This window comes from Streptomyces sp. NPDC107559, from assembly GCF_055657365.1.
Genome location: NZ_JBVKBD010000001.1, coordinates 228115 through 242543 on the forward strand (window position 1 = coordinate 228115; position 14429 = coordinate 242543).

Below are 14429 nucleotides of genomic sequence, written 5' to 3' on the forward strand. Positions count from 1 at the left end.
CAACGCTGTTGCCAAAGTGCAAGCGCGGGGGAGAATGGCGGGGTGAACAGGACCAGGGGTGGCAGTGGCGGCGGGAGCGCCGACAGCGGTGGCGCGGTCGGCGGGACCGGGACCGGAAGTGGGAGCGGCGGTGGCGGGAACAGCGGCGGCCGTACGGGCGCGACGGCCGGCGTCAATCTGCTCGCGCTGCGCAGCCACAACACCGCGCTGGTCCTCGACCTGCTGCGCACGGCGGGCGCCGGGGGTGCGGACGGCATAAGCAGGCTCGAACTCGCCGAGCGGACCGGCCTGACCCCGCAGGCCGTCAGCAAGATCACCGCCCGGCTGCGGGCCGAGGGGCTGGCGACGGAGGCGGGGCGGCGCGCGTCGACCGGCGGCAAACCGCGCACGGTGCTGCGGCTGGTGCCCGAGGCGGGGTACGCCGTCGGCGTGCACCTGGACCGGGACGAGGCACGGGCCGTCCTGGTCGACCTCGCCGGGAGCGTGGTGGCGGAGCGGGGCGGTCCGCTGGACCTGGGGGCGGGGGGCGAGGCCGTGGTCGCGGCGGTGGCCCGGGAGGCGGAACTCCTGGCCTCCGCCCGGCGCTCCGGTTCCCTCCTCGGGGTCGGCGTGGCCCTGCCCGGCCCCCTCGACCACACCCACGGCGTACTGCACCGGGTCACCGGCTTCCCCGAGTGGGACGGATTCCCGCTGCGGGACGCGCTCGCCCGACGGCTCGGCGGTGTGCCGGTGGTCGTCGACAAGGACACCAACGCGGCGGCGCTCGGACTGGCCGTCGGCGGCGAGGGCGACTCCTTCGCCTATCTGCACCTCGGCACCGGACTCGGCGCCGGACTGGTCGTGGGAGGCGGCGTGCACCGGGGCGCGCGCACCGGGGCGGGGGAGTTCGGGCACCAGGTCATCCAGCTCGACGGGCCGCCGTGCGGCTGCGGCGACCGCGGCTGCATCGAGGCCCTGTGCCTGGGCGCCGTGGCGCGCGGCGACATCGAGGAGGCGGCCCGGGTGCTGGGCGCGGGCGCGGCGAACCTGGTGGGGCTGCTCGACATCGACCAGGTGCTGCTCGGCGGGCGTACGGTCGCCGCGGCGCCGGAGCGGTTCGTGCGCGGCGTGGCGGAGGTGCTCGACGCGCGGGCCCGGCGCGGGGGCGCGGCCGAGGGTGCGGTGCCGGTGCGGGTGGCGCCGGGCGGGGCGCGCGCGGTCGCGGAGGGGGCGGCGCAGTTGCTGCTCGGGCCGCTGTTCGGGCGGGACGACACCTGAGCCGGGGGAGCCGCGGGGGAGCGTGCGGCTCCGGAGTCCGGGACTTCGGGACTTCGGGTCTTGGGGCTCCGGGTGCGTGGGGCCGCAGTTTCCGGGGCGGCAACCGGGGGTGCGCCGATCGGCCGGAATTGCACACTCGTTCGAGTTCTGTCGTCCTTCGGCCCGGCATGGCGCCGGGGCCCGGCCGCCCTGGTCGGGCAGGGTCACTTGACCATGCGACCGTGCACCCCCGTCTCCCTGTGCCTGGCGGCAGCCGCCGCCCTGCTTCCCGTACCGGCGGCGACCGCTGCTGCGGCGACCGTCTCCGCCGCGACCGCTGCCGCCGTGACGGCTGCCGCCGTGACGGCTGTCGCCGTGACCGTTCCCGCGGCGAACGCCTCGACGGCGACCGTCTCGACGGCGAACGCTTCCGCGGCGAACGCCTCGGCGGTTCGCGCCGCTTCCGACCCGGCCTGTGCCACCTCCGACGGCAACGCCTTCCCTCTCACCACCCGGATCCGCGGCGGCCCCGGCGCCTACGAGCCCGGCGGCGGTTACGGCACCTGGTACCTGGACCTGACCAACACCACCACCCGCCCCTGCGCGGGCATCCACCCGGTCGTCGTGCTGGTCGACGGGCAGCACGCCCTGAAGCCCGACCAACTGCTCCTGGAGTTCTACGACGGCACGCGCCCACGTCGCGTCCACTTCGAGACGACCGACGAGGACGAACTGGTCGGGGCGTTCGACGCGGAGGACGACGGCACGGACGACTTCGCCGGCTTCACGGTGGCCCCGCGCAAGTCCCTCACGGTGAAGGTCCGGCTCGCCCTCACCTCCGACACGGCGGCCAAGGACATCACCGTCAACGCGGCCGTGGTCCAGCGCCACAAGGACGACGGTGACTGGGTCGGCGAGTCGAACGCCTACCGCTTCCGTGTCGCGGCCGACGCGGATTCCAACGCCCGCCCCGACACCGATGCCGACGCGGGTACGGGTACGGGCACGCACTCCGACACGCACCCGAACGCGCACCCGAACCCGAACCCGAACCCGAACCCGAACCCGGACCCGGACCCGGACACCGAGGCGGGCGGACACGCGCGCGCCGACACCCCCGCCGCCTCCGGCACCGTGCGCCCGCCTGCCGCGTCGTCCCCCCGCCCGAGCGCCGGTCCCGGGACCGGCATCGGCAGCGATCCGGAGGCCGCGCCACGCACTCCCGCCGGTTCCCCCGCCGCCTCCGCCGCCCCGCGGCCCCGCGCCTCGGGCACCTCGTCCGCGTCCGTGCCCGACTCCACCGGCTCCACCGAATCGACCGGCTCCGCCGACCCGGCCGCCTCCGCCTCCGCCGACGACCTCCCCTTCGTCGAGGAGCTCGCCGGTACCGGCCTCGGCGCCCCGGCCGCCGTGCTCGCCGCGACCCTCGCCCTGCTGCTCGCCGGCGGTGTGCTGGTACTGGTACTGGTGCGCAGGCGGCGCTGACCGCGTATCGGAAGGCCGTTCCGCAAGATCGGGCCTGTGTCTAGGCTGGGGCTCACGTACCGCGTACGGCAGGAGACCTTGCAGATGTCAGACCGCAGGCCCATCGAGTCGTGGCTCACCGACATGGACGGTGTGCTGATCCACGAGGGCGTCCCGATTCCCGGTGCCGACGCCTTCGTCAAGAAACTCCGCGAGTCCGGCAAGCCGTTCCTCGTGCTGACCAACAACTCGATCTACACCCCGCGCGATCTGCACGCCCGGCTGCGGCGCATGGGCCTGGAGGTGCCGGTCGAGTCCATCTGGACCTCGGCGCTGGCCACCGCCCGGTTCCTGGACGACCAGCGGCCGGGCGGCACGGCGTACGTCATCGGCGAGGCCGGCCTCACGACCGCGCTGCACGACATCGGCTACATCCTCACCGACCACGAGCCGGACTACGTCGTGCTCGGCGAGACCCGGACGTATTCGTTCGAGGCGATGACGAAGGCCGTGCGGCTGATCCTCGGTGGTGCCCGCTTCATCTGCACCAACCCGGACGAGACCGGCCCGTCCGCCGAGGGCCCGCTGCCCGCCACCGGTGCCGTGGCCGCGCTGATCACCCAGGCGACCGGCCGCAAGCCGTACTTCGCCGGCAAGCCCAATCCGCTGATGATGCGCACCGGCCTCAACGCGATCGGCGCCCACTCCGAGACCAGCGCGATGATCGGTGACCGGATGGACACCGACGTGCTGGCCGGCATGGAGGCCGGGATGCGGACGTTCCTGGTGCTCACCGGGCTGACCCGGCCCGAGCAGGTCGAGGACTTCCCGTACCGGCCCTCGGAGATCGTGGACTCCATCGCGGATCTCGTCGAACGGATCTGAGACGCCCGGCACCGGGCGATCCACCGGTACGGAGCAGCGCGGCCGGTCGCGCATGCCCCCGTGGCCGTCCCCGGCACCGTGGACGGACCGGGGGTCACCGGGCCCGGCCGGCGGCCCGCTCCCCCTTGGGGACGCCGACCGGGCCGGTCCTCGACCGCGTGCGCACGGGTTGCGGGAGTAACCCGGCGGGCGACGCGGGAGGTTGCGCAGGCCACGGTGAGTGCATGGCCGGCCGGGGCCGGGCCGTGCGAGAAGACTGTAGAACGGATGTGCCCGCGGGCCTAGAGGGCGTATGACACCGGGTTCCCCGGCCGTGGCTCTCCGTCATCCCCGCAGGTGACCCGGGAGCGTACCGCGTCGAACCCTCGGCGCTCTCGACAACTCCTCGACAAATTCGGGCGATCCCGTGGGTGTACGGGCGCGTATGTCAGGATTGGCACCGGGAAAAACTGTGCAGAACAGTGCACCCTAGGGGGAGTTGGATGTATCGCACGTGGGGGGCGCGGTCTTCGGTCCGGGGTGGGATCTCCGTGGTGGCGCTGGGGGCGGCGCTGGCTGTCGCGGGATGCTCGTCGGGCGGCGGGGACGACGGCGAGCCGGGCGGCGCGGCGAGCGCCGGGGTCACTCAACAGCCCGAGCGCACCGACCCGTTCTGGGTGAACCCGGACGGGAACGCGGCACGGCAGCTCGCGTCCTACGCCAAGGCCGGCCGCGCGGACGAGGCCGGGCAGATCCGCAAGATCGCCGAGCAGCCGACCGGTGAGTGGATCGGCCCGGAGAACCCGGAGCCGGAGGCCCGGGGCTTCACCGAGGCCGCCGACCGGGTGGGCCGCACCGCGTTATTGGTCCTCTACGACATCCCGCACCGCGACTGCGGCCAGTACTCGCAGGGCGGCGCCGGCGACGGCGACACCTACCGGGCCTGGATCGACGGCGTGGCCCGGGGCATCGGGGACCGTCCCAGCACGGTGGTCCTGGAACCGGACGCCCTTCTGCACCTGGTGGACGGCTGCACCCCGGAGGACTTCCACGCGGAGCGCTACGACCTCCTGCGGGGCGCCGTCGACAGGCTCAAGTCCCTGAAGAACACGAAGGTCTACCTCGACGCGGGCAACGCGGGCTGGAGCCACCCCGACCAGGTGGCGGACGCGCTGCGGCGGGCGGGCGTCGACAAGGCCGACGGCTTCGCGGTGAACGTCTCCAACTTCTACTCCACGAAGGACTCCCTCGCCTACGGCAGGGGCCTCTCGGCGAAGGTCGGCGGCAAGCACTTCGTCATCGACACCAGCCGCAACGGCAACGGGCCCTACACACAAGGCGATCCGGACGAGCGCTGGTGCAACCCGCCCGGCCGCGCGCTGGGCACGCCGCCGACGACCAGGACGGCGGACGCGCTGGCCGACGCCTACCTGTGGGTCAAACGACCGGGCGAGTCGGACGGCGAGTGCAAGGGCGGCCCCAAGGCGGGCCAGTGGTGGCCGAAGTACGCACTGGACCTGGCGCGGGCCACCCACTGACACCGGCGGCACGGAACCACCGGCCCGCAGGCTAGGGCACCTTCACCCACTGTGCCTTGCTGGGCGTGCCCTGGTCATCGTCCACGAACAGCATGTACCAGCCCGACGGCACGAGGTTGCGGCTCTTCGGCACGGTCACCGTGATCCGGTCGCCGGAGGTCGTGAAGTCCAGCGCGACCGACCGCTGGTCGACGTCCGTGACGTGGGTCGAGGCGCTCGGCCGGATCAGCCGCACCTTCCTGATCGCGGCGGCGTGCCGCGAGGTGAACATGCCCGTGCCGCCGCGCGCGATCGTCCGCGGACCCCCGGAGAGCGACGGCCGTGCGTCCCGGTAGAGGTAGGGCGGTGTGTAGATCTCGATGCGCTGCTCGAACGTGCCCGGCTTGGTGTCGGCCTCGTCGCCGTACAGCGGGTCCGAGCCGAAGAACATCACCCGTCCGTCGGGCAGCAGGAGCGAGCCCGAGTGGTAGTTGCGGCCCACCAGCGGGTCGGCCACCCGGTCGAAGGTGTTGGTGTCCGGGTGGTAGATCCGGGCCTGGAGGATGTCGGAGTCGCCGCGCCCCCGATAGTCCCGCGAGCCGCCCGACACCAGCACGGTGTCGTCGGGCAGCACCGAGGACTGCGGGTAGCGGGTGCCCTTCTCCAGGGTCGGCCCGTCCGTGAACGCCGGGTGGGCGTCCTTCAGGCCGATGATCCGCGTCCGGTTGCTGGACAGTTCGGACTCGCCGACCCCGCCACCGCCGATCACCATGTACCGCTCGTCCTGCGCGGGCGGCAGCAGCACCGTGCCCGACGTCTCCATCCGGTCGGGGTCGCTCAGTCCGGGCAGCTTGGTGAACCGGTTGCCGGCCACGTCCCAGACGCCCGGGTCCCGGCCGACGTTGTCGGGTCCGTAGCCCGCGTTGGAACCCGAGTAGAAGATCTTGCCGTTCTGCATCAGGAACAGCGCCGGATACGTGGGGAACTGGCGGATCGTGGAGGTGTAGGTCCACTTCCCGGTCGCGGGGTCGAAGATCTCGTTCTTGCCCGGGACCAGCTGGCCGATGTCGTCGAGGCCGGAGACGCTGAGGACCTTCCCGTCGCTCAGGGTGGTGAGCGTCGGGTACCAGCGGGCCTCGTTCATCGGGTCGACCTTGATGTACTTCTCGGCGACCGGGTCGAACTCGTAGGCGTCCCGGATCCCCTGGAAGTCCTTCTTGTCGAGCGCGAGCTTCTGCGCGATGCCGTACGTGTTGCGGGCGTCGACCCCGGTCAGGCCCTGGATCGCATAGTTGTCCTGGGTGCCGGTCTGGTACGCCGAGCCGGACTTCTGCGCCTCGACGTAGATGCGGCCCAGGCCCGGGTCGTTGTGCAGGAACCGGCCGGTCGCCGGGTCGAACACCTTCTTGGCGCGCGGTGCGAGCACCGGGTCCTTGGAGACGAAGGTCCTGCCGTTCTCCTTGCCGGTGAACCGGGTGCCCGCGGGCAGGGTGATCGGCCGGTCGGGGTTCTCGTTGTGGACGATCATCAGGCCACCGGCCTTGGTGACGTCGCCCTTCAGCTTCTCGTACCGCTTGGTGCCGCCCGCGATCAGGATCCTGCCGTCGGCGAGCTGGGTGTGGCCGGTGCAGAACAGGTCGTTCGGCGTGGGCACCTTCTTGATCGTGCCCTTGACCGGGTCCCAGACGCGGCTGTCGAACTTCTTGGCGTCGAAGTTGTCCTGGTTGTTGCCCGATCCCGCCACGAGCAGGACCTTGCCGGTGTGCAGCAGGACGGCGTGGATGGTGTCCTGGCGGTACTTCTCGGGGAACTGCACGATCTGCCAGTGGCCGTTCTCGGCCTTGTACTGCGGTCTGTCGATCTCGTACTCGTGGTATTTCTCGGTCCCGAAGCGGTACATCCACGGGCCGTTCATCCCGGCCAGCGCGAGGACCACCGCCGTACCCACCGCGAGTCGCCGTGCGCGCCGGCGTCCGGCTCGCTCGCTCATTCCTCACGACCTCCCGGTCCGCCCAGGGCTATCCGCATGGTCTGGTCGCCGCTCCCGCTCGACGCGGCCCGGCCGGGCCGGGGCACCGGGCCGTGCGGGCCGGCCGTGGTGAACTGCGGCGGGACCGCGTCCCGCGGCTCCGGGGCGGCCTGGGCGGCCTGCTTCCGGGTCTGCCGCAGCGTGTACCGCCAGGCGAGGATCGGCGACGCGGTGATCAGCAGGGCGAGCGAGGCCCAGACCGTCATCGCGGGGTGGGAGTGTCCCTGTGCGAAGCCGGCGGTGATCGACCCGGCGAACACCACGATGAAGAACAGGTGCACCCGGAAGGTCCCGAACAGCGTGTCCGGGCTGGCCGAGTCGCCCTTGGGCGTCACCACGAACCTGCTCCTGCGGCGCAGCACCGTGTCCATCAGCGAGCGGGCGTAGATCGGCGCGGACAGCGCCGACATCACCATGCCGGCCACACCGCCCGAGCCCTCCGGCTCGTGCGGGGAGACGTTGTGCCGCCGGTTCCAGATGTACAGGCCGATCTGGAGCGCGGAGGCGTTGCCGTAGAGCATCAGCCACACGGTCGGGTCGATGTCCACGCCCGAGGCGCCCAGGCCCAGGAACAGCGCGCAGCTCAGCGCCGCGAGGATCCAGTTCAGGGCCGACATCGGATAGAAGATGATCATCATCGTGTAGTTGAAGAGCTTGCCCGGCGGCAGCGAGAAGAAGCCCTTCCAGTACTGCTTGAGGATGGTCTCGTAGGTGCCCCGGGACCAGCGCAGCTGCTGGGTGAAGAAGTCCGTCCAGGCGTTCGGCCCCTCGCCGACCGCGAGTACGTCGGGTGTGTAGACGGAGCGCCACTTGCGGCCCGTGTCCGGGTTGCGGTGCCGGTGGATCTCGAACCCGGTCGCCATGTCCTCGGTGATCGAGTCGTACAGGCCGCCGATCTGCTTCAGCGTCCTGATGCGTACGGCGTTGGAGGTGCCGACGAACATCGGGGCGCCGTAGAAGTTGCCGGCGCGCTGGATCAGCGCGTGGAAGAGGAACTGCTGGGACTCGGCGGCCTTGGTGACGAACGTGTCGTAGTTGCCGTAGACCTGCGGGCCGATGACGAAGCCGACGTCCGGGTCGCGGAAGAAGCCGAGCATCCGCTCCAGGTAGTTGGGCAGCGGTACGTGGTCGGTGTCGACGGAGGCGAAGTAGTCGTACGCGTCGCCGTGCGCCTCCAGCCAGGCGTTGTAGTTGCCGTGCTTGGTCTTCGCGCGGTGCGGGCCCTTGGGCCGGTTCCACTTCTCGACGCCCTTGCGGGAGAAGTGGTGCACGCCGAGCCGGGCGCAGACCGCCTTGACCTCGGGGTCGTCGCCCTCGTCGAGCAGCCATACGTGCAGCAGCCCCCGGTGGCGCAGCCGGACGGCGGCCTCCAGGGTCCGGGTCACCATCTCCAGCGGTTCCTTGCCGGGCACGAAGGAGGTCAGGAAGGCGACTCTGGTGCCGGTCTCGGGCACGACCGGGACCGGGTCGCGGGCGACCAGGGTGGCGTGCGCGTTCGACAGTACGTTCATGCAGCGGAAGAACTCGATCAGGCCGATCGAGACGAGCATGACGACGTCGAGCGCCGGCAGCCAGGAGAAGGCGGGGTAGTCACGCGAGGTCCAGTGCTCCGGCCGCAGCAGCCAGCCCAGCAGGACCAGGGACAGCACGGGTGCGGCGCCCAGCATCAGGGCGGCCCGGATCCGGTGCGGCTCCTGCGAGAGCAGCGAGCGGTACTCCACCCGGTACGGCTTGGCCGGGTCGGGCTGGGTCAGCGGACCCGCCAGCCGGCTGTAGTGCTCGTAGTCGTATCTCGGCAGTGCCCTTCTGGCTCGGCGTAACTGGCCGGTCGAATGCGTGGGCACTCTCAGCTGCACCGTCTCGGACGGGTCGGGATCGTGCCGGGCGCCCGTCGGTATGGACGTCATGAGTCTTCCCCCCCCACAACACGCTGGTCAGCGCGTGTCTGTCGGTTTCTGACACCTGCCATGGCCCCCCTCGGCCGCACAGGCGTTTCAGTGGCGAGGCGCAGTCGTCGTACAACCCATGGACACGAAACTGCGCACTCCCGGTTGCGGGGCGCCCCCCTGGACACACTCCCGTGAACGGGTTCCCTCCACCCGTATCAACGGCAACCGGCTTCTTGCCCCCCAAGTGCCGTCGAACGACAGCATCTTGGGAAACAGGGTTCTACGGCGTCCGGCCTGATCGCAAGACGCGATACGCGCTGTTTACCGGTCATACGCGCTCATTGTGGCAGCTGTGGGGGAGTTGTGGATCAGTTGTGGACAGTCGGGTGCGAATGTTTCCGAAGTGATCTCTTATGGCCGCTTCTGCTCGAATCGCGTCACCCGAGCGCACCGCGCGCACGATGTCCCGGTGCTGGCGGCAGGTGACCAGCGGGTCCTGTGGGACATCCGCCAGATCGGTGCGGACCCGGTGGAAGGCGTCCCAGAACGCCTCAAGCACCTCGCGCAACAGCGGGTTTCCCAGCCCCCGGTAGAGGGCGGCGTGGAAGGCCCGGTCGGTCTCGGCGAGCCCGGCCCCCCGCTCGGCCTCCTGCTCCATCCGGTCCACGAGTGCGTCCAGCTCGGCCAGGCCGGACTCGGGGATGCGGCCCGCGAGCCGGGAGACCAGACCGGTCTCCACCGCCTCGCGCAGCTCCAGCAGCTCCAGCAGGCTGTCCTCGCCCCGGTAGTGCCCGGCGACCGTGCGGAAGGCGAGGCCCTCGATCATGGGGGCGAGGGACATGGGACCCACATAGGTGCCGAACCCGTGCCGGATCTCGACGATGCCCATCGCCTGGAGCGCCTTGAGCGCCTCGCGCACCGAGTTCCGGCTCGCGCCGAGGAACTCCATCAGCTCGGGCTCGGTCGGCAGCGGGGCCCCGGAGGGCAGCCGGCGGTCGATGATGAGCTTCTTGATCCGCTCCTGGAGGTCTCGGGCTGCCATGGCGAGAGGGTATCCGGCCAAACAACGAAAAAGCCCCTCGCTGTTGCGAGGGGCTTCTCCCGTCTGTGCGCCGCCAGGGACTCGAACCCCGGACCCGCTGATTAAGAGTCAGCTGCTCTAACCAACTGAGCTAGCGGCGCTTGCTGACGTCGTTAACTCTACATGACGTCCGGAGGTGCTTCCGACCACTCCAGGCCGCCTCCCGGCCGCCCCCGCGCGGCTCCCCGGCCCCTTCGGCCCCCTCCGGCCGGCCGCTGTACATCGTTCGGACCGTCAACATGCGCACCCGGAAGACAGTTGGGAAACTGATCTACGTGTACACACGCGGACAGGTCCACCTGGAGTGTGAGGGGAATCGCATGAGGACTCCGGTATTCGAGGAATTCGATCCCGCGAGCGACTGCGACTGCCCGGGCTGCGCCCTGTGGCACCGTTTCCTGCCCTTCTCCCGCACCCGCACCGTCGGCCACCCGGCCGTCCACCGCGTCCTGGCCGTGGCCGCCGCCTCGGCCGCGTCGGCGGCGCTCGGCGCGGTGGCCGCGGCGCCCGCGCACGCCGCCCCGCACGGACCCGCCCGGCCCGGCGTCCCCGCAGGTGACGAGCCCGGCACCCCCCAGGGCGGCAAGGCCCCGCTGCACGGCCACGGCCGCGGGCAGACCGGTACGCCGGGCGGGCTCAAGACGCCCAGGACCACCCGTACGGAGATCGTCAACCGGGCTAAGAAATGGATCGACGCGAAAGTGCCGTACAGCATGGGCGCCTATTGGTCCGACGGTTACCGGCAGGACTGCTCGGGTTTTGTCTCCATGGCCTGGAGCCTGCCCGGAAACGAATGGACGGGCAGCCTGGGCCAGTACGGGGAACGCGTCACGAAGGACACGGTCCGGCCCGGCGACATGCTGCTCTTCCACAATACGAAGGACCCGCAGAAAGGCTCGCACGTCGTCCTCTTCGGCGGCTGGACGGACTACACGCACACCTACTACACCGCCTATGAGCAGACGCCTCCGCACACCCGCCGCCAGGGCACCCCCTACGCCTACTGGAGTCATTCCGCCAAATACGTCGCCTACCGCTACAAGGGGCTCGCGACGGAGGCGGCGGCCACGAAGCCGGCCGGCAGTGGCGGAAAACTGATCACGGCGGGCGGACAGGCGGGCACCGGTGCGACGCCGTACCCCGGAGCGGCGTACTTCGGTCCCGGCGCGAACAACAAGTACGTCGCCCAGCTCGGCCGGATACTGGTGAGCCGGGGCGCCGCCGCCTACTACGCCACCGGTCCTGGCCCCCGCTGGTCGGACGCCGACCGCAGGGCCACCGAGGCGTTCCAGCGCGCCCAGGGCTGGACGGGCGCGGCCGTGGACGGGCGGCCCGGCCCACGCACCTGGGCGCTGCTGGCCACCGGCGCGGGCCGGGACATCGCGGCCGGGACGCATCCGGCGAAGATCCCGGCCTACCCGGGCCGGGGCATGTTCCGGCCGGGCGCGGACAACGTGTACGTCGCCCAGCTCGGCCGCCAGTTGGTGACGAAGGGGTTCGGCAAGTACTTCACCACCGGGCCGGGGCCGCGCTGGGGCGAGCCGGACCGGCGGGCGGTCGAGGCGTTCCAGCGCGCCCAGGGCTGGCGGGGCGGCGCGGCGGACGGCTACCCCGGGCCCGAGACCTGGCGCCGGATCTTCTCGTGACCGCCGGGCCGCGGACCGGACCCCCGGCCCGACGGCCCGACGGTCGTCCGCAGCCCCACCGGCGACCCCCGCAGCCCCACCGGCGACCACTCGCGGACCCCCTACCCGCCCACCGATGCGACGCATCTGGCGCGGAGGCTGGAGGCACGTATGAGCAGTACGACCATGTCACAGACGCCCGAATCCGACGGACCGGGACCGGCGGAGGGGCAGGACGGGCCGGGCCCGGCCGAGGGGCAGTCCAGGCCCGTCCGGCTGATCCAGAACGAGACGACCACCGAGATCCCCGTCCATCTGCTCTTCCGTGACGAGCCGGACCCGGTGTCCGTACCGGTCGGGCCCGCGGCCGTGGGGCGCCGGCCGGGCGCCGACGAGCAGCCGCGCCTGCGGCGGCCCGCGCTCGCGACCGCGCCCGGTCTGCCGCAGGTCGACCCCGACCTGGTGGAGCACCGCGGGCGGGCGCTGCCCGGCGCGCTGGGCGTGCTCGCCGGGGCCTGTGGAACGGCCGGCTGCGCGGCGGTCTCCTGGTGGGCGGGTGCGCTGCCGGTGCCGGTCGCGCAGGCGCTGTGGCTGCCCGCGTCGACGGGTGCCGGACTGGGCCCGGCGCAGTGGGCGGCGTACGCCGGGACCGTGGCGCTCGGGCTGTTCGGGTTCGGCGGTCTCGCCCGGGGCCGGACCGGACAGGCCTGGGTGCTCGACCAGTTCGGCCGCTACCGGGGGACCGTCCGCCGTACCGGCCTGACGTGGGTCAACCCGCTGCTGCTGCGCCGCCGGGTCGACGTGCGGCTGCGGCACTGGCGCAGCGAGCCGATGCAGGCGGCCGACGGCAACGGGGTCGCGCTGCGGGTCCTGGTGCTGGTGGTGTGGCGGGTGCGGGACACCGCGCGGGCCGTGCTCGGGGTCGAGGACCACGAGACGTATCTGCGCGAGTGCGTGGAGGCGGCGCTGGCCCGGGTGCCGGTGGAGATGCCGGGCGCGGCGCGGGGTTCGCTGGACGCGGCCGCCGACGCGCTGGGCAGACGGGTGGCGCGGGACGCGGGGGCGGTCGGCCTGGAGGTGTTCTCGGTGCGGCCGGTGCGGGTGGAGTACGCCCCGGAGGTCGCCGCCGTGATGCAGCGCCGCCGGATCGCCGCGCTGGACGCGCGGCAGCGGGCGAGCGTGCTCACCTCGGTCCTCGACTCGGTGGAGGACACGGTGACCCGGCTGACCATGCGCGGACTGGTCGAACTGGACGACTACGAGCGCAAGGCACTGGTGAAGGACCTGACGGTGGCGTTCTGCGCGGGCCGGGGGGAAGCAAGCCCGTGATTGGTATGGACATGTTCAATTGACGGCAATAATCTGAGACTTGGTCTAGACCTGCACGCCTCAGTGAACCTCCCCACGTTCTCCAGGAGCGGCAGTATGCGCACACGGACCAAGTGGTACGCCGCCGTGCTGGGCCTCGCCACCACCGGAGCCTTCGTGCTCTCGGCCGGCGGCGCCAGCAGCCACGGCTACACCGACCTGCCCGTCAGCAGGCAGAAGCTCTGCCAGAACGGCACGGTCACGAACTGCGGCGACATCCAGTGGGAGCCGCAGAGCGTCGAGGGCCCCAAGGGCTTCCCGGCCGCGGGTCCGGCCGACGGCCAGATCTGCTCCGGCAACAACACGCGGTTCGCCCAGCTCGACAGCCCGAAGACCCCCTCGGGCGGAGCCTGGCCGACCACCAAGGTGACCGGCGGGCAGAGCTACACCTTCCGCTGGCAGTTCACCGCCATGCACGCCACCACCGACTTCCGGTACTACGTCACCAAGGCGGGCTGGAACCAGAACCACAACCTGACCCGCGCCGACCTCACCACCACACCGTTCCTGACGGTGCCCTACAACGGCCAGCGCCCGCCGTCCACGCTCTCCCACAGCGGCACGCTGCCTTCCGGGCTGAGCGGTCACCACGTCATCGTCGCCGTGTGGACGATCGCGGACACGGCCAACGCGTTCTACGCCTGCTCCGACGTCACCTTCTGATCCCCCCACGGGCAGGGTCCGTGCGCGCCGGTGTCACCGGTGCCCGGCGCACACGGGTCCGCCGCGGGCGGATCCGTCGCCGGACGCCCGCCCGGTGAGTTCTGAGCGTCCCTTGAGCCGGTCGGTCGCCGCCCGGGGGTAGGTTCCTGACACGCCTACCGGGGGGTAGGCGCACTCGAGGCCGGGGGACCCGTGGAGATCTTCTTCGTCTTCATCCCGTCGATCATGATCGTCGGGCTGCTCTGTGCCATGTACGCGGTGGTCAAGCGTTCCCGGCGGGTCAGCCGGGCCTGGGGCAGTGGCCTCGTCGCCGAGGCACGCTGCCTGCGCACGTACACGACCACCAGCGGAGGCGGCGGCGACAGCAGTGTGTCGACGACCCTGCATCACGTCTACGAGTTCACCACCCGGGACGGCCGCACCGTCCGCTTCGAGGAGGCGGGCGGACCGGGCACGACCCTGGAGGGTGACGTCGTCACCGTCCACTACGCCGCCGACCGCCCCGAGCAGGGCACGGCCAAGCCGCCGGCGCACGGCCGGCTCTTCGCCGAGTCGGGATGCCTGATGCTGTTCCTCGGCGTGGCGCTCGCCTTCTGCGTCACCTTCATCGTCACCGCGCACCTGATGTTCTCCGCGGTCGATGACCTCATGCCGTAGCCGTGGCTATCTGACGGGTCGTCAACTACGGTGCAC

At 71.7% G+C, this 14429-nt stretch carries 11 protein-coding genes and 1 tRNA gene; 8 read left to right on the forward strand and 4 right to left on the reverse strand.

The window, feature by feature from the left end:
* Positions 1 to 42: 42 nt before the first annotated feature.
* From ACZ7OY_RS00935 to ACZ7OY_RS00950, 4 genes are all read left to right on the forward strand, one after another.
* On the forward strand, positions 43 to 1257 hold the full coding sequence (locus ACZ7OY_RS00935) for an ROK family transcriptional regulator (protein WP_471909414.1): 1215 nt from the start codon (positions 43 to 45) through the stop codon (positions 1255 to 1257).
* A 213-nt stretch (positions 1258 to 1470) separates the two neighbouring features.
* On the forward strand, positions 1471 to 2721 hold the full coding sequence (locus ACZ7OY_RS00940; protein ID WP_471909415.1) for a hypothetical protein: 1251 nt from the start codon (positions 1471 to 1473) through the stop codon (positions 2719 to 2721).
* An 84-nt stretch (positions 2722 to 2805) separates the two neighbouring features.
* Positions 2806 to 3585, forward strand: a complete 780-nt coding sequence (locus tag ACZ7OY_RS00945; protein WP_471909416.1) for an HAD-IIA family hydrolase — start codon at positions 2806 to 2808, stop codon at positions 3583 to 3585.
* Between the two features lie 482 nt (positions 3586 to 4067).
* Complete coding sequence (locus tag ACZ7OY_RS00950; protein ID WP_471909417.1) at positions 4068 to 5102, forward strand: glycoside hydrolase family 6 protein; 1035 nt, start codon at positions 4068 to 4070, stop codon at positions 5100 to 5102.
* 31 nt (positions 5103 to 5133) lie between these two features.
* Here the strand turns inward: ACZ7OY_RS00950 and glxA are convergent, their stop codons facing one another.
* From glxA to ACZ7OY_RS00970, 4 genes are all read right to left on the reverse strand, one after another.
* Entirely contained in the window at positions 5134 to 7071 is a 1938-nt protein-coding gene (gene glxA, locus ACZ7OY_RS00955; protein WP_471909418.1) for a radical copper oxidase GlxA, read from the reverse strand.
* Positions 7068 to 9017: a glycosyltransferase family 2 protein gene (locus ACZ7OY_RS00960; RefSeq protein ID WP_471909419.1), complete on the reverse strand. Its 1950-nt coding sequence runs from the start codon at positions 9015 to 9017 to the stop codon at positions 7068 to 7070. Before ACZ7OY_RS00960 ends, glxA begins: the two co-directional genes overlap by 4 nt.
* Positions 9018 to 9327: 310 nt before the next feature.
* Positions 9328 to 10041 carry a FadR/GntR family transcriptional regulator gene (locus ACZ7OY_RS00965; RefSeq protein ID WP_351600282.1) on the reverse strand — a complete coding sequence of 238 codons (714 nt, stop codon included), beginning with the start codon at positions 10039 to 10041 and terminating at the stop codon, positions 9328 to 9330.
* Positions 10042 to 10107: 66 nt separating this feature from the next.
* Positions 10108 to 10181 (reverse strand) — tRNA-Lys (locus ACZ7OY_RS00970).
* Between the two features lie 219 nt (positions 10182 to 10400).
* Here ACZ7OY_RS00970 and ACZ7OY_RS00975 point away from each other — a divergent pair.
* The 4 genes from ACZ7OY_RS00975 (at position 10401) to ACZ7OY_RS00990 (ending at position 14393) form a co-directional block, all read left to right on the forward strand.
* Positions 10401 to 11726: a peptidoglycan-binding protein gene (locus ACZ7OY_RS00975; protein WP_471909420.1), complete on the forward strand. Its 1326-nt coding sequence runs from the start codon at positions 10401 to 10403 to the stop codon at positions 11724 to 11726.
* 150 nt (positions 11727 to 11876) lie between these two features.
* Entirely contained in the window at positions 11877 to 13034 is a 1158-nt protein-coding gene (locus ACZ7OY_RS00980) for an SPFH domain-containing protein (protein ID WP_471909421.1), read from the forward strand.
* Between the two features lie 96 nt (positions 13035 to 13130).
* Positions 13131 to 13736 (forward strand): lytic polysaccharide monooxygenase auxiliary activity family 9 protein, encoded by a 606-nt coding sequence (locus ACZ7OY_RS00985; RefSeq protein WP_471909422.1) that lies wholly within the window; start codon positions 13131 to 13133, stop codon positions 13734 to 13736.
* A gap of 192 nt (positions 13737 to 13928) precedes the next feature.
* Entirely contained in the window at positions 13929 to 14393 is a 465-nt protein-coding gene (locus ACZ7OY_RS00990; RefSeq protein WP_471909423.1) for a DUF3592 domain-containing protein, read from the forward strand.
* The last annotated feature ends 36 nt before the right edge of the window (positions 14394 to 14429 follow it).

What these genes read in the sequence shown, in the direction of transcription:
- ACZ7OY_RS00940 (WP_471909415.1), top strand. Translation starts at nt 1,471, where the DNA reads ATGCGACCGTGCACCCCCGTCTCCCTGTGCCTGGCGGCAGCCGCCGCC.
- ACZ7OY_RS00945 (WP_471909416.1), top strand. Translation starts at nt 2,806, where the DNA reads ATGTCAGACCGCAGGCCCATCGAGTCGTGGCTCACCGACATGGACGGT.
- ACZ7OY_RS00950 (WP_471909417.1), top strand. Translation starts at nt 4,068, where the DNA reads ATGTATCGCACGTGGGGGGCGCGGTCTTCGGTCCGGGGTGGGATCTCC.
- glxA (WP_471909418.1), bottom strand. Translation starts at nt 7,071, where the DNA reads ATGAGCGAGCGAGCCGGACGCCGGCGCGCACGGCGACTCGCGGTGGGT.
- ACZ7OY_RS00960 (WP_471909419.1), bottom strand. Translation starts at nt 9,017, where the DNA reads ATGACGTCCATACCGACGGGCGCCCGGCACGATCCCGACCCGTCCGAG.
- ACZ7OY_RS00965 (WP_351600282.1), bottom strand. Translation starts at nt 10,041, where the DNA reads ATGGCAGCCCGAGACCTCCAGGAGCGGATCAAGAAGCTCATCATCGAC.
- ACZ7OY_RS00975 (WP_471909420.1), top strand. Translation starts at nt 10,401, where the DNA reads ATGAGGACTCCGGTATTCGAGGAATTCGATCCCGCGAGCGACTGCGAC.
- ACZ7OY_RS00980 (WP_471909421.1), top strand. Translation starts at nt 11,877, where the DNA reads ATGAGCAGTACGACCATGTCACAGACGCCCGAATCCGACGGACCGGGA.
- ACZ7OY_RS00985 (WP_471909422.1), top strand. Translation starts at nt 13,131, where the DNA reads ATGCGCACACGGACCAAGTGGTACGCCGCCGTGCTGGGCCTCGCCACC.